The 22,548-nt window shown below is 59.8% G+C and carries 19 protein-coding genes; 5 read left to right on the top strand and 14 right to left on the bottom strand.

Translation table 11 applies throughout. The features are described from left to right. Positions 1-144 precede the first annotated feature (144 nt). The 3 genes from ASG35_RS00520 to ASG35_RS00510 are packed head-to-tail and all read left to right on the top strand — an operon-like array spanning position 145 to position 2,696. Positions 145-993, top strand: a complete 849-nt coding sequence (locus ASG35_RS00520; RefSeq protein WP_235527429.1) for a metal ABC transporter solute-binding protein — start codon at positions 145-147, stop codon at positions 991-993. Between the two features lie 31 nt (positions 994-1,024). Further along, on the top strand, positions 1,025-1,921 hold the full coding sequence (locus ASG35_RS00515; RefSeq protein ID WP_056352819.1) for an ABC transporter ATP-binding protein: 897 nt from the start codon (positions 1,025-1,027) through the stop codon (positions 1,919-1,921). Then, positions 1,914-2,696 (top strand): metal ABC transporter permease, encoded by a 783-nt coding sequence (locus ASG35_RS00510; protein WP_056352818.1) that lies wholly within the window; start codon positions 1,914-1,916, stop codon positions 2,694-2,696. Before ASG35_RS00515 ends, ASG35_RS00510 begins: the two co-directional genes overlap by 8 nt. A 47-nt stretch (positions 2,697-2,743) precedes the next feature. On the opposite strand, the gene fghA is transcribed toward ASG35_RS00510, so the two are convergent. Genes fghA through ASG35_RS00495 form a run of 3 tightly spaced genes read right to left on the bottom strand, consistent with a single transcriptional unit; the run spans position 2,744 to position 5,975 of the window. After that, positions 2,744-3,589, bottom strand: coding sequence for an S-formylglutathione hydrolase (fghA, locus tag ASG35_RS00505; protein WP_056352817.1), 846 nt, complete (start codon positions 3,587-3,589; stop codon positions 2,744-2,746). An 11-nt stretch (positions 3,590-3,600) separates the two neighbouring features. After that, positions 3,601-4,707 (bottom strand): S-(hydroxymethyl)glutathione dehydrogenase/class III alcohol dehydrogenase, encoded by a 1,107-nt coding sequence (locus tag ASG35_RS00500; protein WP_056351514.1) that lies wholly within the window; start codon positions 4,705-4,707, stop codon positions 3,601-3,603. A gap of 26 nt (positions 4,708-4,733) precedes the next feature. After that, on the bottom strand, positions 4,734-5,975 hold the full coding sequence (locus ASG35_RS00495; RefSeq protein ID WP_056351510.1) for an AGE family epimerase/isomerase: 1,242 nt from the start codon (positions 5,973-5,975) through the stop codon (positions 4,734-4,736). Positions 5,976-6,386: 411 nt separating this feature from the next. On the opposite strand from ASG35_RS00495, the gene ASG35_RS00490 reads away from it, so the two are divergent. Further along, on the top strand, positions 6,387-7,760 hold the full coding sequence (locus ASG35_RS00490) for a nucleobase:cation symporter-2 family protein (RefSeq protein WP_056351507.1): 1,374 nt from the start codon (positions 6,387-6,389) through the stop codon (positions 7,758-7,760). Between the two features lie 56 nt (positions 7,761-7,816). On the opposite strand, the gene ASG35_RS00485 is transcribed toward ASG35_RS00490, so the two are convergent. The 5 genes from ASG35_RS00485 to ASG35_RS00465 all read right to left on the bottom strand — a co-directional run bounded on the left by ASG35_RS00485 (position 7,817) and on the right by ASG35_RS00465 (position 15,682). Further along, positions 7,817-8,110: a type II toxin-antitoxin system RelE family toxin gene (locus ASG35_RS00485; RefSeq protein WP_056351504.1), complete on the bottom strand. Its 294-nt coding sequence runs from the start codon at positions 8,108-8,110 to the stop codon at positions 7,817-7,819. Then, the gene (locus tag ASG35_RS00480) at positions 8,097-8,339 is read right to left on the bottom strand and encodes a type II toxin-antitoxin system Phd/YefM family antitoxin (RefSeq protein WP_056351500.1); all 243 of its coding nucleotides are present in this window, start codon (positions 8,337-8,339) and stop codon (positions 8,097-8,099) included. Before ASG35_RS00480 ends, ASG35_RS00485 begins: the two co-directional genes overlap by 14 nt. 1,218 nt (positions 8,340-9,557) lie before the next feature. Continuing rightward, positions 9,558-11,216 (bottom strand): efflux transporter outer membrane subunit, encoded by a 1,659-nt coding sequence (locus tag ASG35_RS00475; protein ID WP_082508170.1) that lies wholly within the window; start codon positions 11,214-11,216, stop codon positions 9,558-9,560. Between the two features lies 1 nt (position 11,217). Continuing rightward, positions 11,218-14,376: an efflux RND transporter permease subunit gene (locus ASG35_RS00470; protein ID WP_056351498.1), complete on the bottom strand. Its 3,159-nt coding sequence runs from the start codon at positions 14,374-14,376 to the stop codon at positions 11,218-11,220. Between the two features lie 37 nt (positions 14,377-14,413). Next, on the bottom strand, positions 14,414-15,682 hold the full coding sequence (locus ASG35_RS00465) for an efflux RND transporter periplasmic adaptor subunit (RefSeq protein ID WP_056351496.1): 1,269 nt from the start codon (positions 15,680-15,682) through the stop codon (positions 14,414-14,416). Between the two features lie 454 nt (positions 15,683-16,136). Between ASG35_RS00465 and ASG35_RS00460 the strand changes: the two genes are divergently transcribed. Then, complete coding sequence (locus tag ASG35_RS00460) at positions 16,137-16,778, top strand: TetR family transcriptional regulator (protein ID WP_056351494.1); 642 nt, start codon at positions 16,137-16,139, stop codon at positions 16,776-16,778. A gap of 19 nt (positions 16,779-16,797) precedes the next feature. On the opposite strand, the gene ASG35_RS00455 is transcribed toward ASG35_RS00460, so the two are convergent. From ASG35_RS00455 to ASG35_RS00430, 6 genes are all read right to left on the bottom strand, one after another. Beyond that, entirely contained in the window at positions 16,798-17,556 is a 759-nt protein-coding gene (locus tag ASG35_RS00455) for a CoxG family protein (RefSeq protein ID WP_056351493.1), read from the bottom strand. Positions 17,557-17,592: 36 nt separating this feature from the next. Further along, complete coding sequence (locus ASG35_RS00450; protein ID WP_056351490.1) at positions 17,593-17,955, bottom strand: DUF427 domain-containing protein; 363 nt, start codon at positions 17,953-17,955, stop codon at positions 17,593-17,595. Between the two features lie 256 nt (positions 17,956-18,211). Then, positions 18,212-18,643, bottom strand: coding sequence for a carboxypeptidase regulatory-like domain-containing protein (locus tag ASG35_RS00445; protein WP_442854799.1), 432 nt, complete (start codon positions 18,641-18,643; stop codon positions 18,212-18,214). 245 nt (positions 18,644-18,888) lie between these two features. Beyond that, complete coding sequence (locus ASG35_RS00440; RefSeq protein ID WP_056352815.1) at positions 18,889-20,427, bottom strand: DegQ family serine endoprotease; 1,539 nt, start codon at positions 20,425-20,427, stop codon at positions 18,889-18,891. Positions 20,428-20,506: 79 nt separating this feature from the next. After that, the gene (locus ASG35_RS00435; RefSeq protein WP_056351488.1) at positions 20,507-21,817 is read right to left on the bottom strand and encodes an ATP-binding protein; all 1,311 of its coding nucleotides are present in this window, start codon (positions 21,815-21,817) and stop codon (positions 20,507-20,509) included. Next, positions 21,817-22,479 carry a response regulator gene (locus tag ASG35_RS00430; RefSeq protein WP_056351487.1) on the bottom strand — a complete coding sequence of 221 codons (663 nt, stop codon included), beginning with the start codon at positions 22,477-22,479 and terminating at the stop codon, positions 21,817-21,819. Before ASG35_RS00430 ends, ASG35_RS00435 begins: the two co-directional genes overlap by 1 nt. Positions 22,480-22,548 lie beyond the last annotated feature (69 nt).

Raw genomic sequence — 22,548 nt, 5'->3', positions numbered from 1 at the left:
ATCTGTAATACGTCCGTGGATGCAAAATGGAGTGATACGTTATATCATCGCCGACGATTTGATCGACCCGCTATTCTTAAACTTTCAGGAAACGCCATGAGCAAACTTGTCGCCGCCTTATTGACTTGCACCGCCCTCTTTTCCATGACTTTCGGCGGCACGGCCATGGCGCAAACATCGGCCAGCGGCACGGTCGCGGTGGTCGCGGCCGAGAACTTTTATGGCGATGTCGTGCGGCAACTCGGTGGCAATCACGTTGCGGTGACCAGCATCCTGAGCAACCCGGACGAAGATCCGCATCTCTTCGAAGCTAGCCCGAAGACCGCGCGCGCGTTGCAGAATGCGGCGCTTGTCGTGTATAACGGCGCCGACTACGATCCGTGGATGGACAAGCTGCTGGCGGCATCGAAGGGAAAAGGGCGCACGACGATCGTCGCGGCCCAACTGATGGGCAAGAAATCCGGCGATAATCCCCACCTTTGGTACGACCCGGCCACCATGCCCACGGTCGCGAAAGCGGTCAGCGCGTATCTGGTCCAATCGGACCCGGCGAACAAAGCGGATTACGATGCACGCCTGAGCACGTTCCTGGCGTCGGCTAAACCCATCGATACGCGGGTCGCCGCGCTCAAAAGCCAGTTCAAGGGCGTGCCCGTGACGGCGACGGAACCGGTGTTCGGATATATGTCGGACGCAATTGGCCTCGATATGCGCAATGCCCGCTTCCAGCTTGCCGCCATGAACGACACGGAACCGAGCGCGTCGGATATCGCCGCATTCGAAAAGGATTTGCGCGAGCGTCAGGTGCACGTACTGATCTATAACAGTCAGGCAACGGAAGCGCTGACCAAGCGCATGCTGAAAGTAGCGCACGATTCACACGTGCCGAGCATCAGCGTCACCGAGACGCTGCCCGCCGGCAAGACCTTCCAGACATGGATGACCTCGCAGCTCGACGCGTTGTCGGCTGCGTTGCAGGGAAAGACGAGATGAGTGTTTGGACGTTCGAGGATACGGCTCGATGATGGCATCGATCAAAGCGGGGGCGCTTACCGTCGAGCACGTCACGCTCGAGCTCGGCGGCCGGCCGATCCTGAAGGACGCGAGCTTCAATGTCGCGGCGGGTGAGTTTATCGGCGTGCTCGGGCCGAACGGCGCCGGCAAGACCACGCTCATGCGCGCCATGCTCGGGCTTCTGCCCTTGTCCCAAGGCACGATCCGCGTAAATGGATCGAGCGTTGTGCGCGGCAATGCATCGATTGGCTATATGCCGCAGATTCGCAGCGGGCTTTCCGGCCGGCGCGTGCGTGGCCGCGATTTTGTCGCGATGGCCGCCGACGGACATCGCTGGGGTTTGCCACGCACGAGTGCCAAGGCGCAAGCCGATGTGGATCGCGTGCTCGATCTCGTCGATGGCCGCGCCCTCGCCGCGCGACCTCTGTCGGAGTTGTCGGGGGGCGAACGGCAGCGTTTGCTGCTCGCGCAATGTCTGCTCGGCGACCCGAAACTTCTGCTCCTCGATGAACCCCTGATCAGCCTCGACCCGCGTCATCAAACCGGCGTTGTCGATCTCGTGCGGCGCGTGCAGCGCGAACTCGGCATTACCGTGCTGTTCTCGGCGCACGAGCTCAATCCGCTGCTGAACTCGATCGATCGCGTGCTGTACCTCGGCAATGGCCGGGCGGCGCTTGGCACTATCGATGAAGTCATTACGAAGCCAATTCTCTCGCAGCTTTATGGATCGCCCATCGACGTGATGCGCGTGAACGGCCGCATCTTTGTCATGGCCGGCGACGTGGAAGTCGACAAGCTCGATCACGCGCACGAAGACGGTCCCGACGGCCATTCGCATTCTCACGACCACGATCATGGACACGATCACGGTCATCACCATTCCGGAACGCATTCCCACGATGTTTGAATACGAATTCATGCGCAACGCCTTTGCGGCGTCGGGAATCGTGGCGGTGCTGGCGGGCATTGTCGGGTACTTCCTGGTGCTGCGCGGGCAGACGTTCGCGGGTCACGCCTTGTCCCACGTCGGTTTTACCGGCGCGACCGGCGCGGTGCTCGTCGGCGTGTCGCCGCTCTGGGGCATGATCGGTTTTACGCTTGCTGCAGGCTTCGGCATGGGCGCACTCGGCGAAAAGCTGACGGGACGCGATGTCGCCATCGGCGTGATTCTGTCTTTATCGCTGGGATTCGGGTTGCTGTTCCTGCATTTCTTCACCGCGTACGCGAGCCAGGCGACCGCGCTGCTCTTCGGCAACGTGCTTGGCGTGAGTCACGAAACGCTCGTGGTCCTGGTCGGGCTCGCGGTGGTCAGTCTCGGCGCGCTGGCCGTGATCATGCGACCGCTGTTGTTTGCGTCGTTGCAGCCAGAGCTGGCCGAGGCCAAGGGTGTATCGCTGCGACTCGTGTCTGTGCTTTTTCTCGCGATCACGGCGCTGGCGGTGGCGGCATCGACGCAAATTGTGGGCGTGTTGCTCGTTTTTGCATTGATGGTCGGACCGGCCGCGGCGGCGCAAAACATCGCTACGCGTTTATCGACCGGCGTATTGCTCGCGGCGGTTTTCGCGCTGGGGCAAGCGTGGGTCGGATTGACGCTGGCGTATTACACCGACTGGCCAACGAGCTTCTGGATCACGATGCTGTCGGCAGCGGTTTATGGCGTGAGTTTGTTGGGGCGGAGATAGGCAGCAGTTTTTGGGAAGCGCGTCAAGCGCTTCCGCCTGACGCCGCCTCACCCACACAACGTCCGCGCGTGAAACGCCACGTGCTCGCCAATAAACGTCGAGATGAAGTAATACCCGTGGTCGTATCCTTCATGCCGGCGCAGTGTCACCGCCTGCCCCGCCGCTTTTGCGGCTGCCTCGAAAATCTCCGGATGCAGTTGCGTGGCAAGGAAGTTATCGGCGAGACCCTGGTCGATCAAAATCCCCGCATCGAACTTCGCCTTCGCGTATTTCACCAGTTCGCTCGCGTCGTACTGCTTCCACGCTTCCCGATCATCGCCCAGATATCCTGAAAACGCCTTCTCGCCCCAAGGGCATTGCGAAGGCGCGGCAATCGGCGCAAAGGCGGACACCGACTTGTAGATATCCGGATTCTTCAGCGCCAGAACCAGCGCACCGTGGCCGCCCATGGAATGTCCAAAAATCCCCAAGCGGTCTTCGCGCACGGGCAATCCCGCCAGCACCGTTGTGCGCAATTCCTGCGTCACGTACGAATACATCCGGTAGTTTTGCGCCCACGGTTCCTGCGTGGCATCCACATAAAACCCCGCGCCCACGCCAAAATCCCACGCCGCGCTTTCGTTCGGCACGCCAGCGCCGCGCGGACTCGTATCCGGCGCGATCAGCGCAATGCCATGCTCCGTTGCATAACGTTGCGCGCCGGCCTTGATCGCAAACGTCTCCTCGGTACACGTAAGACCCGCGAGATAAAACAACGCGGGAACCTTGCCGTGCGCGGCCTGTGGCGGCAGGAACACGGAGAATCGCATCGGCAGGCCGATGGTTTGCGAGTCGTGCTTGTAAGTGCGCTGCACGCCGCCAAAGCAGCGATGTTCTTCCACGAGTTCCAGCATTGTCGTCATCCTCAGTAAAGAACCACCGAGCGGATCGACTCGCCCTTTTTCATCAGGTCGAAGCCTTCGTTGATGCGCTCGAGCGGCAACGTGTGCGTAATCAGGTCGTCGATATTGATCTTGCCTTCCATGTACCAATCGACGATCTTCGGCACATCCGTGCGTCCACGCGCGCCGCCGAACGCCGAGCCTTTCCATTCGCGGCCGGTCACGAGCTGGAACGGACGCGTCGAGATTTCCTCGCCCGCCGCCGCCACGCCGATGATGAACGATTGTCCCCAGCCCTTGTGCGTGCATTCGAGCGCCTGGCGCATCACCTTCGTATTGCCGATGCATTCGAACGAATAATCGGCGCCGCCGTCGGTGAGTTGCACGATGTGATCGACCACATTCGGCACTTCGTTCGGGTTGATGAAATGCGTCATGCCGAACTTCTTCGCGAGTTCCACGCGCCCCGGATTCAGATCGACGCCAATGATCTTGTCCGCGCCCACCATTTTCGCGCCCTGGATCACGTTCAAGCCGATGCCGCCCAGCCCGAACACGACCACGTTCGCGCCCGCCTCGACTTTCGCCGAATACACGACAGCGCCCACGCCCGTCGTGACGCCGCAGCCGATGTAGCAAATTTTGTCGAACGGCGCGTCTTCCCGCACCTTCGCCACCGCGATTTCCGGCACGACGATGTAGTTCGAAAACGTCGATGTCCCCATGTAATGGAACAGCGGTTTTCCATCGATGGAGAAACGCGACGTTGCGTCCGGCATCAAACCGCGGCCTTGCGTGGAGCGGATGGCCTGGCACAGGTTGGTCTTGCGCGAAAGGCAGAACTTGCACTGGCGGCATTCGGGCGTGTAGAGCGGAATGACGTGATCGCCTTTGCGCAATGTGCCGACGCCCGGACCGACATCCACGACGATTCCCGCGCCTTCATGGCCGAGAATAGCCGGGAAAATGCCTTCCGGATCCGCGCCCGAGAGCGTGTAGTAATCGGTGTGGCAAATGCCGGTGGCCTTCACCTCGATCAGCACTTCGCCGGCGCGCGGCCCTTCAAGATCCACTTCCTCGATGGTCAGCGGCTTTCCGGCTTCCCATGCAATGGCGGCTTTCGTCTTCATGTGTCCGACTCCTTTCGTTGATCGTTTCAGGGATTCTGCGGGTCGCGCGAGATTACGTTTAGCACTTCGTAGCATGCGCCCATCGTGTGATAGTCGACCTTGCCGGCGGGGCTTTTCTCGTCGCTGTATTTGCTGTTGTCGCGCGCGAGAATTCTGTACCACGCGCCCCATTTATGGTCGACAAAGTGTTCCCAGCTGTAAGCCCACAAGCGGTCGTAATCTTTCCAGTAGCGGCTTGCGCCAGCGGCGTCGCCGTCGCGCGCGGCGCGATCGGCGAGCAACGCGGCGGTTGCCAGCGATTCAGCCTGGACCCAGAAGTATTTGTCTTCGTCGTAGAACTTGCCTTCGACGTCGAAGCCATAAACCATGCCGCCGTGCTCGTGGTCCCACGAGAGTTCCATGGCTTTATCGAAGAGTTCACGGGCGCGCTTCACATGCCAGGCTTCCGGGCGATGCCGTTCCAGGATCAGCAGCAGCTTCGCCCATTCCGTCTGATGCCCCGGCTGGAATCCCCACGGACGGAAGATGTTGGTCTTGTCGCCCTTGTTGTATTCCCAGTCCACCGACCAGTCCGGCTTGTAGTGTTCCCATACGAGTCCGCCGGCGAGCGCGGCCTGGCGGTTCACCATGTTGTCGGCGAGAAGCGCGGCGCGATCCAAATAACGCTCGTCTTTCGATGCCTCGAATGCGGCGAGCATTGCCTCGCACGCGTGCATGTTGGCGTTCTGCCCGCGATAGTCCGACACCACCCAGTCCGCGCTCGCCTCGTCCTTGTACAAACCGTGTCCGGCGTCCCAGAAGCGCGTTTCCATCAGGTCCCACGTTTCTTCCAGATACGCGCGCGCTTCTTCGAAACCGGCTTCGAGCGCCTTCGCATAGGCCAGCACGACGAACGCGAGGCCGTAACAATGATTGGTGCCATCGGTGACATTGCGGCCATCGAGTGTCCACGCATAACCGCCCGTTTCCGGATTGCGATGAAACTCGCGCAAATATTCGATGCCATGGCGCACGCCGCCGCGATATTCATCGAGACCGAAATGTTTGTACGCCATTGCGTAGGTGAAAACGAAGCGCGTACTCGATACCAGATGCCGCGTCCTGCGATCGTAGACCGCGCCGTTGTCCTTGTAGAAATGGTAGAAACCGCCCGCCGGATCCATGCAATGCGGGTGATAGAACGTCATGGTGCGTAGCGCGTGATCGAGCAGGAACTCGCGCGAACGGAAATCTGGGAATGGCGTGTGAGGCTTCGAGATATCGGACATTTGTATGAGGTCTTCGTACTGCGTGTAAGGTCGCGTGCGGCGTTAGTTTAAGCGCAGGTTCAATACGTGTTTCGAAACCGATAAAAAACATTCGAAAACCCGGTTGCGACGGGTTAACCCCGTGCTTCCTTCGCGTCGCAACAAAACGGACTATGCGTCCCGGCCGATAACCATCATAACCACGCCTCGTATCTGAGCACCCGCGTTCGCACGACGCAAATCGATCAACGCCCGCCAGTCAACGCTTTGCCGCGCCACACGCAATGTTAAGCCACTCGGGCCATATCAGCCCGGCTAAGGGGGCCATACGCCAACGTCGACTTGTTCTTGCTTTTTAAGCCACTTACCTTGGATCGCTCAAACAAGACGTCCGGATTGCACGGCGATCAAATTGATGGAGAGAGACAAGACATGGCATCAAATCAGGTTCATCCGTGCGACGAACGCTTGCCCGCCGCCCAATTGCTCACCTTGGGCATCCAGCATGTACTCGTGATGTACGCAGGCGCCGTCGCCGTGCCGCTGATTCTCGGCGCAGCGCTCAAGTTGCCAAAAGACCAGATCGCGTTTTTGATCAGCGCCGATCTTTTTTCATGCGGCGTCGCGACGCTGATCCAGACGCTCGGCCTGTGGATCTTCGGCATCCGCTTGCCGGTCATCATGGGATGCACGTTCGCCGCCGTCGGTCCGATGGTGGCCATCGGAACGAATCCCGGGCTCGGCATTCTCGACATATTCGGCGCGACGATTGCGGCGGGCGTCATCGGAATATTCCTTGCGCCGATGATCGGAAAGTTGCTGCGCTTTTTCCCGCCCGTCGTGGTCGGAACGGTGATCGCGGTGATTGGTTTGTCGCTGATGGGCGTGGGGATCAACTGGGCGGCCGGCGGTGTCGGCAATCCCGAATATGGGAATCCGGTTTATCTGCTGCTTGCGCTTGTCGTGCTCGTGCTGATTTTGTTGATCAACAAGTTCGGGCGCGGGTTTATCGCGAATATTTCCGTGTTGCTGGGCATCGTGGCGGGATTTGCGATCGCCATGTCACTCGGACGCGTCGACCTGAACGGCGTGACGAGCGCGCCATGGGTCGGCATCGTGCTGCCGTTTCACTTCGGCTTGCCGCACTTCGACCCGCTTTCCATTGCAACGATGGTCATCGTCATGTTCGTCACCTTCATTGAATCGACGGGCATGTTCCTCGCCGTCGGCGATATGGTCGAGCGTCCCGTCGATCAGGATGCGCTGGTGCGCGGCTTGAGAGTCGATGGACTCGGCACGTTGATAGGCGGCGTGTTCAACTCGTTTCCGCATACATCGTTTTCGCAGAACGTCGGGCTGATCGGCGTGACGGGCGTGAAAAGTCGCTTTGTCTGCGCGACCGGCGGTGTGATCCTGGTGGCGCTCGGGCTCTTTCCGAAGATGGCGCAAGTGGTCGCTTCGGTGCCGCCGTTCGTGCTGGGCGGCGCGGGCATCGTGATGTTCGGCATGGTCGCGGCGAACGGGATCAAGGTGCTGTCGAAGGTCGACTTCGTGAAGAACCATCACAACTTGTTCATTGTCGCGGTGAGTATTGGGCTGGGACTCGTGCCGGTGGTCGCGCCGAAGTTCTTCTCGCAACTGCCGCACGCGCTCGAACCCATTCTGCACAGCGGGATTCTGCTGGCGTCGGTGTCGGCGGTGCTGCTCAATATTGTGTTCAACGGCGTAAAGAAGGAACGCGATGCCACGTGCGCGATTCGGCGCGCCGGTCATGATTTCGATGGAACGGTGAAAGCGGATCGGTGAATTGGATGTAAAAAAGCTGCTCGATGCGTCTGTCGAGCAGCTTGATACTTGTGGCTTCATTGCGGGACGCGACCGAGTGCTATCGAATAAACCGCTTTTCTTTCCCGCTTTCCAATTGCAATCACCACAACTGTAATCTTGCGATCGACGACCTGATACACCAATCGATAGCCCGATGAGACCAATTTGATCTTGTAGCAATCCGGCATGGTAGCGAGACGCGCGGATTCCACTCGTGGATTTGCAAGCCGCTCCACAAGCTTGCGTTTAAGTTGCTGACGCACTGTGTTGTCGAGCTTGTCCCATTCCTTCTTTGCCGATACTAAAAACTGTAGTTCATAGGTCTTCAACTTTCACACTCACAGCTTTCTCGCCGCGGCGCGCCCTAACAATCTCAGCCAACTCAATATCTTCAAGCCGTTCGCAGATTGCTTCCCATTCGTGCGCCGGGATCAGATACGCGACGGGCTTGTTTCGGTTAAGCACTGCGACGGGCCCGTCAGCCTGCTCAATTGCGGCCGATGGGTTGACCTTGAGTTCGCTGATTCCAATCGAAGTGCGCGCAAGAATGAGTTCCATATTGCCTCTATCAGTAAGCAGCGTGTCAAGACTTCAATGTTTACGTTTTCGGCACATTGAATGTGACCTCAACGTAGCATCAAATTTGGTACTTATATTAGGTCATTTAGATGGTCTTTACAATGACCTAATTGGTAGCCATTGTTTCCGACGCAAAAAAGCCGTAGTTAAGCTGTGGTTCAGGAAGCACCATTCTAAAACTCGATAGCGTGTGTATGAGGTCGGCAACTCGTGCCATGGTTACAGCAAGTTGTTGTCGCAGTTGCCGAAGGCGCTGTAATCGATTCAAGCAACGAATTCTGCAGGCACAGTCGGTGTCGTCAGTTTGCTGACTAATCGATGGGCTAAAAATGACGATGCCACAGGTGCGATTCGCCATGCGTGGGATGGTTCTGATGGAGCGGCAAAGGCGGAACGAATGAATAAAACCAATACCATTCGCGAAAAGTTGTCTGCAGATAAAGGTCCAGTAAGCGAGATCATTACGTCGTCGCGGCACAAAGCCGCGACGACATCATTTACACATTGTCAAACCAGAATTAACAAATTTCAACCCACGCGCTCATTTGAGCGCGACATGCAATATTAACCAATCTGATTATTTACTTGATTTTTCAACTACGAGAAGCAAAACAGCGTCTTCTTATAGAGTCCTTTTTCATTCGACCTTTTCTATCGATCGTATTGCTTGCCTTCGAATTTCGGCTAGTCCGAGATGTCAATTTCGCATGATCGCAAATGTTCTTTCGCGGCGTTCATCTTTTTCTACTACTTTCATGCAACGACAGCTTCGCAAAAATGTATCCCGCATTTTTGTCTTTCGGCGACAAGCCTTTGGATTTGACTTCCCTGTTAAAAGTCGCCTTGAATATTCCAGCGAATCGAATGGCAATGCTCGAAATCACCGTGTGCTTGTTTCGACTTTTCAAATCACCTCCTGTGAGTGGTTAGTCTCGCTCCCATTCTTGTTCATTCATGTTTGACAATAGGCACCATAGCGGACAATCGCCATCATATCGGTGACTGCATCGAGCAGTAGGTTCGTTTCAGTTTGATAATCAATTTTTTACAAAACATAAATAAGAATATTCTGAATAATTCTCATAAATGATCGTTAAACAGAATATTTTGAGAGTTACCCCGAAAATTTCATCGACACAGGTATAAAAAAAACCGCAGCCAAGGCTGCGGTTTTTTTACGACGCCAAACTATCCAGACTATCCTGCCGATCCAGCCGCTTTCCCTTCGGCATCGACTTGTGGTTTCGCCGCCGGCATCAAATGCTGCACGGGCACCAGCTTCGCGGAACCCGTCGAAGGCCCGGTCGATACCGAACCCACCGTCGTGCCCGAAGCCGCCGCAGCAGGCGCCGCCGTCGCCGGCGTACCGATATCCCGATAATCCGGTATCAGATCCGACGGACGCGGCTGATCGCCAGCATGTTCAATCCAGCCGCCGCCCAGCTCACGATACAAATCCACGAGGTTGGTCGCCCGATTCAGCCGCGCCGAAATCAGCAGTTGCTGCGCCGTGTACAAATCGTCCTGCGCCGTCAGCACCGCGAGATAGCTGTCCACGCCGTTGCGATAACGCAAGTCCGACAACTCCAGCCTGCGCGACTGCGACTTCGTGAACGATTCAAGCGCGGTAATCTGCTGATCGTACGTCCCGCGCGCGGCCAGGCCATCCGCCACTTCGCGGAACGCAGTCTGGATCGTCTTCTCGTAATTCGCGATTTCGATGCGCTTCTGGATCTGCGCCACATCGAGATTGGCGATGTTCGTGCCGCCCTCGAAGATCGGAATCGAGATCTGCGGTGCAAACGACCATGCAGCCGAACCCGGTTTGAACAGTCCACCGAGCGACGGCGACAACGTCCCGAAACTTCCCGTGAGAGAAATCTTCGGGAAAAACGCCGCGCGCGCCGCGCCGATGTTCGCATTCGCCGCCAGCAACGACTGCTCCGCCGACGCAATGTCCGGACGCCGCGTCAGTAAATCGGACGGCAGGTCGGCAGGGATATCGGCGAGCAGGTTCTGGCTGTCGAGCGGCAAACCAGGCGGCAGATCGGCGGGCAACGGCTCGCCCATCAGCAGCACCAGCGCGTTCTCGGCCTGCGCCCGCAGACGCAATTGCGACTGCAGGTTGGCAGCGGCCTGTTGCTGAACGCCCTGAGCCTGACGCACATCGAGTTCGGAACCTACGCCGTTATCGAATTGCAGTTTCGTGATCCGGTACGACTCGTCCGCCGTCTTCAACGTGTTGCGCGTGACGGTGAGCTGATCGTCGTCGGAAAGCATGGTGAGGTACTGATCGGCGACTTGCGAGACAAGCGAAATCTCCGCCGCCTTGCGCGTCTCGGCCAGCGCGAAATACTGCGCCAAGGCCTGATCCTTCAAGCTTTGAATCCGCCCGAAGAAGTCGATTTCCCACGATGCATTCACACCAACCGAATACTGGTTCGAGATGGTCTGATTGAAGAACGACAGGTCCTTCGGCGTGCGCTGCTTCGTTTGCGAGCCGACTGCATCAAGCGTCGGGAACAAGCCCGCGCGCGTGATCTGGTACTGCGCGCGCGCCGTTGCGACGTTGAGCATGGATACCCGCAAATCGCGGTTGTTCTTCAGCGCGATTTCGACGATCCGCTGCAAACGGGCATCGGCGAAGAAATCACGCCAGCCGATATCCACCGCCGGTTTTGTCTCCGCGCTGCGGCCGTTTGCATCGCCCGATGTCGCGCTCGGCTGCTTGTCGTAGACGCCGCCTTGCGGGAACGTCTGGTCGACCGGCGCCGCCGGACGCACGTACTTCGGCGCCATGGTGCAGCCAGCCGCGAACAACGCGACCGCTGCTGCTATCAAGGAGTGTTTCAGCATCTTAATTTCCTTCCTTGGCCGGAGCAGGCGTATCACCGTGGTCGTGATGCGCCGTGCCCTTGTCATGACTGATCTTGCTGATGACCACGAAGAACATCGGGATCATGAAAATCGCCAGGAAGGTCGCCGTCAACATCCCGCCGATCACGCCCGTACCAATGGCGTGCTGGCTCGCCGAACCCGCGCCGTTACTGATCGCGAGCGGCAACACGCCGAGAATGAACGCCAGCGACGTCATCAGAATCGGGCGCAACCGCAGGCGCGCCGCTTCCATGGCTGCTTCAACCGTCGTGCGTCCCTGCGAACGCAAGTCGCGGGCGAATTCCACAATCAGAATTGCGTTCTTCGCCGACAAACCCACCGTAGTCAACAAGCCGACCTGGAAAAACACGTCGTTTTCCAGTCCGCGCAAGGTCGCCGCGAGCAGTGCGCCCAAGATACCGAGCGGCACGACCATGATCACCGAGAACGGAATCGACCAGCTTTCATACAGCGCCGCGAGACACAAGAACACGACGAGAATCGAGATGCCGTACAGAATCGGCGCCTGCGAACCCGACTGGCGTTCCTGCAGCGACAAGCCCGTCCATTCGTAGCCAATACCCGCCGGCAACTTCGCCGCGATTGCTTCGATGGCCGCCATGGCCTGACCCGTCGACTTGCCCGGACCCGCCGCACCCTGGATTTCCACTGCCGAAATACCGTTGTAGCGTTCGAGTTTCGGCGAACCGTAGATCCACTTGCCCGAGCCGAACGCACCGAACGGCACCATGCCACCGGCACTGTTGCGCACGTACCAGTCGTTCAGATCTTCGGGGTTCATGCGGAACGGCGCATCGCCCTGAATGTAGACCTTCTTGATCCGGTTATCGACGTCGAGGAAGTTGTTCACATACGACGAACCCCACGCAATCGAGAACATGTTGTCGATATCCGCGGGCGACACACCCAGCGCGCTCGCCTTCTCACGGTCGATGTTCACCTTGAACTGCGGCGTATCGTTCAAGCCGTTCGGACGAACCTGCGCGAGCGTCGGGTCCTTCGCGGCCATGCCGAGCAACATGTTGCGCGCCTGGATCAGCGCGTCGTGCCCGAGACCCGAGCGATCCTGCAACTCGAAGTCGAAGCCCGACGCCGTGCCGAGTTCCGGAATCGACGGCGGATTCACCGGAATCACCATCGCGTCCTTGTACGTGGAGAAGTGCCCGAACATCCGGCCAACGAGCGCGCCCACCTTCTGGTCCGCGTGCTGACGTTCCGCGTAGTCCTTCATCCGCACGAACACGAGACCCGAGTTCTGGCCGCGGCCTGCAAAGCTGAAGCCGTTCACGGTAAAGACGGCATCGACGATGTCCTTCTGGTCCTTCAGCAGCCAGTCGGTGATATCGGCGAGAACCTTGGCCGTGCGTTCCTGCGTCGAACCTGCCGGCGCCTGAACGATCACGAACATGGTGCCCTGGTCTTCGTCAGGCAGGAACGACTTCGGCAGACGCACGAACAGGAACCCCACCGCAACGATCACCACCAGATAGATGATGAGCCAACGGCCCGAACGCTTGATCACGTGCTCCACGCCGCTGTGATACTTGTCCTGGCTCTTCGTGAACGTACGGTTGAACCAGCCGAAGAAACCTTTCTTCTCGACGTGATGGTCCTTCTCGATAGGCTTCAGAATTGTCGCGCACAACGCCGGCGTCAAGATCAACGCGGTGAGCACGGACAAGATCATGGCGGCAACAATGGTCAGCGAGAACTGACGATAAATCGCGCCCACCGACCCGCCCGAGAACGCCACCGGCACGAACACGGCCGACAGCACGAGCGCCACGCCGACCAGCGCGCCGGTGATCTGATCCATGGCCTTGCGGGTCGCCTCCTTCGGCGATAACCCCTCCTCGGCCATCACCCGCTCGACGTTTTCCACTACCACGATCGCATCGTCCACCAGCAAGCCGATGGCGAGCACCAACCCGAACATGGACAACGTGTTGATCGAGAATCCGACCAGTCCCATGACCGCGAACGTGCCAAGCAACACCACCGGCACGGCGATCGTCGGGATCAGCGTGGCGCGCAGGTTCTGCAGGAACAGATACATGACCAGGAACACGAGCACGATACCTTCGATCAGCGTCTTGACCACTTCTTCAATGGACAGCTTCACGAACGGCGTGGTGTCGTACGGATACTTCACGACCAGGCCCGGCGGGAAATACTTCGACAAATCATCGATTTTCGCGCGCACCAGCTTTGCCGTGTTCAGCGCGTTGGCGCCCGTGGCAAGCTGAATACCGAAGCCGGCGGTCGGCTGACCGTTGTACTTCGTGTCGAAGTTGTAGTTTTCACCGCCCAGCTCGATGCGCGCCACGTCCTTGATACGCACTTGCGAGCCATCGGGATTGACCTTCAGCAGGATGTTGCCGAACTGCTCGGGCGTTTGCAGCAGCGTGGCTTCCGTAATGGTCGCCTGCAGCATTTGCCCCGGCACCGCCGGCGTCCCGCCGAGTCCGCCGCCCGCGACCTGCACGTTCTGGTTCGACACGGCGTTCTTGACGTCGATTGCCGTCAGCGAGAAGTTGTTGAGCTTGGTCGCGTCCAGCCATATTCGCATTGCAAACTGCGAGCCGAACAGCGTGACCGTACCCACCCCGTCGATACGGCTGACCGGATCCTGGATCTTCGACGCCACATAGTTCGCGAGGTCGTAACGGCCCATGCTGCCGTCGGTGGAAACGAACGCCATCACCACCAGGAAGCTGCTGCTCGACTTCGTCACCTTCGTGCCGAGCTGCTGCACGGCCTGAGGCAACAGCGGCGTAGCCAGCTGCAACTTGTTTTGCACCTGAACCTGAGCAATGTCGGGGTTGGTGCCGGCGGCGAATGTCAGCGTGATGGTGGCCGTGCCGGAGTCATCGCTGGTCGAAGACAGGTACAGCAAGTGATCGAGGCCGCTCATCTGCTGCTCGATCACCTGCGTCACCGTGTTTTCGACCGTGGTAGCCGATGCACCCGGGTACGTGGCACTGATCTGAATGGCCGGCGGCGCGATCGTCGGGTACTGCGCGATCGGCAAGGTGAAGATCGAAGCGATCCCCGCCAGCATCAGAATAATCGCGATCACCCACGCAAAAATCGGGCGATCGATAAAGAACTTTGCCATGAAACAGGCTCCCTGTTATTCCGTCAATTGCGCCTGATTACGCGCCTGATGCTGCGGAGGCTGCGGCCGCGGAAGCGGGCGCCGGAGCGCTCGAAGCCGCTGCGCCACTGGCGCCGGCAGCCGGAGCCGAAGCTGCGGCGGCGCCTGAAGCACCTTGAGCACCCGGCGGCGGCAGTTGCGCATCGACTGGCTTGACGGTCGAACCCGGCCGCGCCTTGTCCGTGCCCTGCACGATCACCCGGTCGCCCGCGTTGACCCCGCTGTCGACCACCCAGCCCGTGCCATACGTGCCTGACGTCACCAGCTGGCGCAACACCACCTTGTTGTCCGCGTCGACCACGAGCGCCGTAGGCTGGCCCTTCTGGTCATGCGTCACGCCGACTTGCGGCACCACCAGCGCCTTGTTGTTCACGCCTTCGTCGATACGAGCGCGCACGAACATGCCCGGCAACAGCACACGGTCCTTGTTCGGGAAAATCGCGCGCACGGTCACGGAACCGGTGCCCTGGTCCACGCTCACGTCCGAGAACTGCAACTTGCCCTGTTCGGAATATTTGCGGCCGTCTTCCAGGATCAGCGAGACCTTGGCGGCGTTCGGACCGCCTGTTTGCAGACGCCCTTCCTGAATGTCGCGGCGCAGCTTGAGGCCGTCCACGCTCGATTGCGTCAGATCCACATACACCGGATCCAGTTGCTGGACCGTCGAGAGCAGCGTCGCCGCGCTCGCCTGCACATACGCGCCCGGCGTGACCTGCGACAGACCGATACGACCCGTAATGGGCGATACCACGTCCGTATAGCCCAGGTTGATCTGGGCTGTGTCCACGGCGGCTTTACCCGACGCCACGTCCGCAACCGCCTGTCCCTGTGTCGCTACCGCATTGTCGTAGTCCTGCTTGCTGACTGCGTTCGCGGCCACGAGCACCTTGTAGCGCGCGGCGAGCGCGTTTTGCGTCGCGACGTTGGCCTGCGCCTTCGCGAGCGTGGCCTTGGCTGTATTCAGTGCTGCGATGTACGGCGCCGGATCGATCTTGTAAAGGCGCTGACCTGCCTTCACATCTGCACCTTCGGTGAATTCGCGGCGTTGCACGATGCCGTCGACCCGAGCGCGAACCTGGGCGACGAGAAACGCGCTCGTGCGGCCCGGCAATTCGCTGACGACAGAAACGGTGGTCGGCTGGATGGTGACGATGCCGACTTCAGGCGTCTGAGGCGGCGGTGCTGATTGTTTTTGTCCGCAGGCTGCAAGGATTAGGGCAGCCGTCGCGGCACTGATTAAGCGGAATGGAACCCGTTCGACGCGCATGGAGCGACCTCTGTCAAAGACTGAGATTGAAAATAAGTGCGCGGCCGCCTCTTCTGCCGGCGAGCCGCAACAAGCGTCTTTAGACGCAAACCAGTAGCCTGTGGGCGTAAAAACCAGCGCCCCGACCATCATTCGTGTTCCGCGCCGGGCGTCGTCTCTGTCGTGCGACTGCCGCTTGTGTGGGCCTGGGGTGGGCTCCGCGGACGGGCGGCGGCTGAAAGCTGTGTCGGATATTAACCGGTCAATGCGGCTTGGGCTATCGTTGGACGGATGGTATTGTATATACATTCACGGACGAACGTAAAAGAGACGATCGTACGTGAACACGAGCAGTGCGAGAGGAATCGTCTCGGAGCGTTTGAAGACGATAAACAAATGCGTGACGCCGCTGCAGGTTAATGTAAGAAAGCGCTGCATCGTTGCGCTGGGCAGGCAAGCTGGGATTGACGAAATAATGGTCCGACGAACGAAGGAAGAGGCGGCGGAAACGCGCAACGGCATTCTGGATGCAGCCGAGCGCGTGTTCTTCGAGAAAGGCGTGTCGCGCACAACACTGGCCGATATCGCACTCGAGGCCGGCGTGACGCGCGGCGCCATCTACTGGCATTTTGCGAACAAAGGCGATCTTTTCACCGCCATGTTCGACCGCAGCCTGTTACCGCTCGATGAACTGGTGGAAGCCACGCTCGATACCAAGGAACCCGATCCGCTCGGACGGATGCGCGACATCTTCATCTGGTGCATGCGAAATATCGCGCTGGACGAACAGCGGCGCCGCGTCTTCGATATTTTGTTCTTGAAGTGCGAATTCGTCGAAGACATGGGTCCGGTGCGCGAACGTCACCAGACCAATATGCGCGAAGGCAAGGAGAAGATTGAACGGGGTTTGTTGAATGCCGTCGACAAAGGCCAGCTGCCCGCGCAACTCGATACCCATCACGCCACGACCATCCTGCATGCTCTTTTCACCGGGATTCTGTACGACTCGCTGATGTGGCCGGAGAGCATCGACCTCAAGAACGAATCGGAACGGCTGATCGACTCGTGTTTCGATGTAATGCGCTATAGCCCGTCCATGCTGCGTCCCGCGGCTTGAATCGTGTGCTGTTGCGGACTTATTGCAATCCGTAGTGCTGCGCGAGAAACAGGAAGATTGCTACACAACCGAGCATTGCCGCCCAAGCCCACGCGGGCAAGCTGTGCGGATGATGGCGCGGCGTGTGTCCATGCAGCCGATGCCGCAAGACGCCACCGATTGCATCTGCCGCCGCCGCGCGTGACTTCTGTGCCGCGGCACTCGCCGGACGCGCAAATGCCGCCGACATGGTGATAGGCCGCAGAAACACATGCCGCCGCGAAACGGTGGCGTCGGGCGTCTGCGACGCCGGGTGACCGTGTTTCGCGCGCACCACTTCGCAGAATTCCGCGAAAAAATCATCGGCGACTTCGCGCAACGCGTTTTCGATCTGACGCGGCGGCAAACCTGCAAGCGGCCCGGTGAGCGTGGCCCAGACCGTATATTCAATCCACGTCGATTGGCCGTTGGCATCCGGAATCAGCGCCACCGCAATCTGTCCGCGCAACGATCCCACGCCTTCGCCGCGCGCCTTGAAACTCAACGTCTGGGCATCGACTTCGCCATCCGGACCGTCATGACGCGGCACACGGCGCGCCTCGGCCACGTGCGCGCGGATCACGTAACGCGAACGCAGCGCGCCGAGCGGCACGGTCATCGCGAGCATGTATTCGCCGCCGGCCAGTCGCAGAAGCGATTCGCAATTATCGATACTCGCGCGCACCAGCGCCAGGTCGCCCAGCGCCTCGCGCACCAAGGCAGGGGCGAGTGGAATGCGTAGAGCATCGGCGACTTCCATCACGACCTCCCCTGATGCAATGCGGCGGTTTAGTAATCAGGCGCCCGACGTTTCATCGATACGATCGACGCGCGTCGGGTGAAACGCGAGATATCCCTTGATCTGCGTGGCGCTTTCCAGCGGTTCTTCGTAGCTCCAGACCGCGTTTTCGATCGGACCTTCTTCGGTGAGCAGATGGTAGTAAGTGGCTTCGCCCTTGTACGGGCAATGCGAGGTGTGCGTGGACCTGGCGAGGCGAGCCATGTTGACGTCGCCGCGCGGGAAATAATGCACCGGATCGAGACCTGTTTCGGCGAGCGTCAGCGCCGCCTGCGTGTCGGCGAAAGTCACGCCCTGATGAATCACGCGATGCCGCCGCGTGTTCAGCGAAATTTCGATGTGATGGGTGTCGGTGTTCATCGTGCGCTCCCGGTTTCATGCTGGATCGCTGGATCAATCGCGGTTTCGATGCAAGACACAGAACTGCGCTGTCGTTCGGCTCGACCGCACAAAAAAACCACGGGCTTTCCGGGACCCGTGGCTTTCATTATGAGACAACTCCAGGGGAGTTGTGCAAGCGTTGTGCGCGGGTTTATGTCCTGCGCCACACATCGTTCGCGCGTTCGTGTCGGTCCCGGCAGTTTGTTCCGATTACTGCATCCGCTTACTGCGTCGGTTACTGAGTCGTCCAGTGGAATGCTGCCTTCGCCCTGCCGTTTCCGGCTACTGTCACCGCCTGTTTTTTCTCGGAATCCTTGTACTTGGCGTAGACCGTGTAATGGCCCGGCGGCAGCTTCACCAGCATGTACGGGCCCATTGCGTCGGTTTTGAGCACTTCGGCGTTCTTTTCATCGGCGATACGCACGTGGACGTCGGCAAGATAATCGGCCGTCGGACCCGTGAAACGCAACGAAAGCGGCCAGTGCGCCTGTTCGCGGATCAACGCATGCGATTCGTCCAGCCCAACGCCGCCCGACGTGTACGACACGTTGCCCTGCGTCTGCACCTGGGGCAAGCCGCCGCCATTCGTGTTGCCGGCGCTGCTCATGTCGCTGGTTTCAGCGCTGGAGGCCTGCGCAAACGCGCCGCCCGCGACGCCAAAAGTCATGGCGGCTGTCAGTAGCGCGATCGATACCTTTTTAAATCTTTGCTGATTCGATGTTGCGTGAAACGTCGCTGCGTTAGTCGTCCTGGTCATCTGTTTAGCTCCTTGTGGACTTCAGACGCCTTCATCGGCGTGCGGTTCTGATTGCTGCCAAGTGGCGCAGCATCTGAACAGACGAATCAGCACGGTTCATGCCCGCATCCCGCCCTATTTCCGGATCGCATGCTACGCGATCCGGAAATCCCGCTTCAGCCGAGATCCACCGGCACGAAGATCTGGGCATCGTCGCGCTGGATCAGCAACGCGATGCTGTCGCCCGCATTCTTGACCATCGTCTTCAATTGCTCGATGGTCGTAACCGGCTGGCCGTTGACCGCGAGAATCACGTCGCCGGCCTGAATGCCCGCGCTTTCCGCCGCGCCGCCCGCTTGTTGAACCAGGAGACCACGCGACAACGACGCGCTCTGCTTTTCCTCAGGCGTCAACGGCCGGACCGCCACGCCCAGACGCGCATCCTGCGACGCCGATTCGCTCTTGTCCGCGCCGCCCGTGCTTGCGGTCTTTGCATCGCTCAACGCGCCGACGGTCACCGTCAAATCCTTCGTGCCCTTGTCGCGCCAGACTTGAAGCTTGGCCGTGGTTCCCGGCGGCAAACCGGCCACCTGCGCCGGCAGCGCGTTCGAATCTGCAACAGCAAGTCCGTTCACCGACAAGATCACGTCGCCCGGCTCGAGACCCGCCTTCGCTGCGGGGCCGCCCGGCTCCACCGAACTCACCAGCGCGCCGTTCGCGCTTTGCATGCCGAACGACTTCGCCAGCGTCTGGTTCATGCCCTGAACCGTGACGCCAAGACGTCCGCGATCCACGTGTCCCGTCTTGATCAGCGCGTCCTTCACCTTGATCGCTTCATTGATCGGGATTGCGAAGGAAAGACCCTGGAAACCGCCGGTCTGCGAATAGATCATCGAATTGATGCCGATCACTTCGCCTTGCAGGTTGAAGAGCGGTCCGCCCGAATTGCCCGGATTCACCGGGACGTCGGTCTGGATGAACGGCGTGTAATTCTCGTTAGGCAGCGAACGCGATTTCGCGCTGATGATGCCGGAAGTCACGGTGTTATCGAAACCGTAAGGCGAGCCGATCGCGACCACCCACTGGCCGACCTTGCTGCCGTTCGGGTCGCCAATCTTCACCACGGGCAAGCTCTTCGCGTCGATCTTCAGCACTGCCACGTCCGATTGTTTGTCGGCGCCGACGACCTTCGCGCGGTACTCGCGTTTGTCGGTGGTCTTGACGGTGACGACGTTCGCGCCATCGACCACGTGCGCGTTGGTCAGGATGTATCCGTCGCTGCTCACGATGAAACCCGAGCCCAGGCTTTCGCTCGGGGTATCGGCGGCGTTGGGACCGTTGCCGTTGCCGTCGCCACCCATGCCGGGCACGCCGTTACCGTAGAAATGCTTGAAGAACTGATAGAAAGGATCGTTTGGATCGATCGGCAATTGCGGATTGCCACCGTTCATTCCGCCATTCATGCCGCGCCGCGCCGCCGTTTTCACGACGTGCTTCGCGCTGATGTTGACGACTGCCGGACCGTAGGTTTCGACCAGGCCGGAGAAATCGGGGATGCCGGTTTTGGCGGCGGCTTCGGCGGGCATCATCGCGGCCTGCGCCGGTGTGATGACCTGGGGCGCGGCAACGTTATGGTTGCCGGCCACATAACCCGCCGACAAGGCGACTGCAACGGCTACCGCAACGGCGCTGCGGGTAATGATCTTCGCTTTCATCGTGTGCTCCTCGGGGATACGCTTCATGATGAAACGAAGAGTACGGGGCGCCGCTTAAAGGTTACTTAAAGCAATGAAATCAGGCTGCGTCGAAACGAATCGATACCAGCAAGCCACCCGCTTTCGATTCCGCAAGCAAGACCGTCGCGCCATGCTGCTCGGCGATCCGGCGCACGATGGCAAGCCCCAGACCGCTGCCTGCCACGTCGGTTCGCGCACGATCGGCGCTCGCGCCCACGCGATAAAACCGGTCGAACACCCGCACGCGTTCATCAGCCGGAATGCCAGGGCCGTTATCGGCAATTTCGACGACAGGATGGCCCTCGTCCACGCGCAGGCAGACATCGACGCGGCCGCCATCGGGCGTGTATTTCGTGGCGTTATCGATGAGATTGTTGAACATCACGCGCAACGCGTTCGAATCGCCCGTGACGGTCGCCGCCTCGCTCGCCTCGATGCCCAGATCCACGCCGCGCTGCTGCGCGACCAGCACCGACCCGCCGACGCATTCGTCGAGCAGCGCATGCAAATCCACGGGCGTGGTCGCGCTCTTGCCGTCGGGTTCCGAGCGTGCAAGCGCAAGCAATTGTTCAGCTAAACGCGTGGCGCGCGTAATGCCCGCCTGCAGATCGTCGAGCGCTTCCTTGCGCGAATCGTCGTCTTTCGCGCGCGCGACGAGTTGCGACTGGATCTGCACGGCGGCGAGCGGCGTGCGAAGCTCGTGGGCGGCATCGGCGACAAAAGCCTTTTGTGTATCGAGCGCGATCGCCAGGCGGTCCAGCAATGCGTTCAGCGCGCGAACGACGGGCACGACTTCTTCGGGCAGGCGGTTATCAGGGAGATGTTCGAGCGCTTCGGGATGACGGGTATCGAGCGCGCGCGTCACGCGTTGCAACGGCGTCAAACCACGCCCCACGATGATCCATATCGCCATGCCGAGCAGCGGCAGCAGCAACACGAGCGGCCACAAGGTCCGCCATGCAACGCCCGCCGCGAGCCGGTTGCGGATGGACAGCGGCTGCGCAAGTTGCACGACGTTATCGCCGACGATCGCGCTATACACGCGCCATTCGCCGCGCGCGGTGGCTTCGGTGGAAAAGCCGAGTTCCGCATGCGGCGCGAGCGGCACGCGCGGATGCGAGTAATACATCAGCACGCCGTTGCGGTTCCAGATCTGGATCACGACGCCTTCGTCGCTGTCGCTGCGCGATTGCAGCACCGACGAAAACGGTTCCGACGGCAACGCCGCCGCGATCTGCTCGAGCTGGTAATCGAAAAGCTCGTTAGCTTCGGCGAGCGCCTGCCGATAGATCAGCCAGCCCGCGAACCCCACGCCGACGATAACCAACGCCAGCAGCCACACCAGCAGTTGGCGTCGAATTGAATGCATCAGGTTTCCTTCGACACCATATAGCCGAGGCCGCGCACGTTGCGGATGAGATCGGGACCGAGCTTTTTGCGCAGCGAATGGATGTAGACCTCGACCGTGTTGCTGCCGATTTCCTCGCCCCAGCCGTAGATTTTTTCTTCGAGCTGGCTTTTGGACAGGACAGCGCCGGGGCGCGCCATGAGGGCTTCGAGCAACGCGAATTCACGCGCCGATAACGCGACGGCATTGCCTTCCAGCGTGACTTGATGGCCTACAGGATCGAGCGTCAGCGCGCCGTGGCGAATCAGCGAATCGCCACGGCCGGCATGGCGGCGAATCAGCGCACGCATGCGGGCGCCGAGTTCGTCGAGATCGAAGGGTTTGACGAGGTAATCGTCCGCACCGGCATCGAGACCCTTGACCCGGTCGGCGATGGAATCGCGGGCGGTGACAATCAGCACAGGAAGCGCGTTGCCCTTGGCGCGCAGGCTTTTGAGGACGTCGAGGCCATCGCGTTTCGGCAGGCCAAGATCGAGCAGCATCAGGTCGTAAGGTTCGCCGCCAACGGCCGTCAGCGCCGCTTCGCCGTCCTGCACCCAGTCCACTGCAAAGCCATCGCTGCGCAGGGCCTTGCGGACGCCTTCCGCAATCATTCTGTCGTCTTCAACTAGCAGGATTCGCATGATTCGCTCTGCGGTTCTAAGCTTGGCGACCTCGCGGCCCGGACGTTTATTCTAGCCGGGACGCGCTGG

This window comes from Burkholderia sp. Leaf177, from assembly GCF_001424345.1.
Taxonomy (GTDB): domain Bacteria; phylum Pseudomonadota; class Gammaproteobacteria; order Burkholderiales; family Burkholderiaceae; genus Caballeronia.
Note: the sequence above shows the minus strand (reverse complement) of the source record. Positions and strands in the feature narration are given on the sequence as shown.

What these genes read in the sequence shown, in the direction of transcription:
- ASG35_RS00500 (WP_056351514.1), bottom strand. Translation starts at nt 4,707, where the DNA reads ATGAAGACGAAAGCCGCCATTGCATGGGAAGCCGGAAAGCCGCTGACC.
- ASG35_RS00435 (WP_056351488.1), bottom strand. Translation starts at nt 21,817, where the DNA reads ATGCATTCAATTCGACGCCAACTGCTGGTGTGGCTGCTGGCGTTGGTT.
- ASG35_RS00490 (WP_056351507.1), top strand. Translation starts at nt 6,387, where the DNA reads ATGGCATCAAATCAGGTTCATCCGTGCGACGAACGCTTGCCCGCCGCC.
- ASG35_RS00475 (WP_082508170.1), bottom strand. Translation starts at nt 11,216, where the DNA reads ATGCTGAAACACTCCTTGATAGCAGCAGCGGTCGCGTTGTTCGCGGCT.
- ASG35_RS00470 (WP_056351498.1), bottom strand. Translation starts at nt 14,376, where the DNA reads ATGGCAAAGTTCTTTATCGATCGCCCGATTTTTGCGTGGGTGATCGCG.
- ASG35_RS00430 (WP_056351487.1), bottom strand. Translation starts at nt 22,479, where the DNA reads ATGCGAATCCTGCTAGTTGAAGACGACAGAATGATTGCGGAAGGCGTC.
- ASG35_RS00515 (WP_056352819.1), top strand. Translation starts at nt 1,025, where the DNA reads ATGGCATCGATCAAAGCGGGGGCGCTTACCGTCGAGCACGTCACGCTC.
- ASG35_RS00495 (WP_056351510.1), bottom strand. Translation starts at nt 5,975, where the DNA reads ATGTCCGATATCTCGAAGCCTCACACGCCATTCCCAGATTTCCGTTCG.
- ASG35_RS00455 (WP_056351493.1), bottom strand. Translation starts at nt 17,556, where the DNA reads ATGGAAGTCGCCGATGCTCTACGCATTCCACTCGCCCCTGCCTTGGTG.
- ASG35_RS00440 (WP_056352815.1), bottom strand. Translation starts at nt 20,427, where the DNA reads ATGAAAGCGAAGATCATTACCCGCAGCGCCGTTGCGGTAGCCGTTGCA.
- ASG35_RS00520 (WP_235527429.1), top strand. Translation starts at nt 145, where the DNA reads ATGACTTTCGGCGGCACGGCCATGGCGCAAACATCGGCCAGCGGCACG.
- fghA (WP_056352817.1), bottom strand. Translation starts at nt 3,589, where the DNA reads ATGCTGGAACTCGTGGAAGAACATCGCTGCTTTGGCGGCGTGCAGCGC.
- ASG35_RS00510 (WP_056352818.1), top strand. Translation starts at nt 1,914, where the DNA reads ATGTTTGAATACGAATTCATGCGCAACGCCTTTGCGGCGTCGGGAATC.
- ASG35_RS00480 (WP_056351500.1), bottom strand. Translation starts at nt 8,339, where the DNA reads ATGGAACTCATTCTTGCGCGCACTTCGATTGGAATCAGCGAACTCAAG.
- ASG35_RS00465 (WP_056351496.1), bottom strand. Translation starts at nt 15,682, where the DNA reads ATGCGCGTCGAACGGGTTCCATTCCGCTTAATCAGTGCCGCGACGGCT.
- ASG35_RS00445 (WP_442854799.1), bottom strand. Translation starts at nt 18,643, where the DNA reads ATGACTTTTGGCGTCGCGGGCGGCGCGTTTGCGCAGGCCTCCAGCGCT.
- ASG35_RS00460 (WP_056351494.1), top strand. Translation starts at nt 16,137, where the DNA reads ATGGTCCGACGAACGAAGGAAGAGGCGGCGGAAACGCGCAACGGCATT.
- ASG35_RS00450 (WP_056351490.1), bottom strand. Translation starts at nt 17,955, where the DNA reads ATGAACACCGACACCCATCACATCGAAATTTCGCTGAACACGCGGCGG.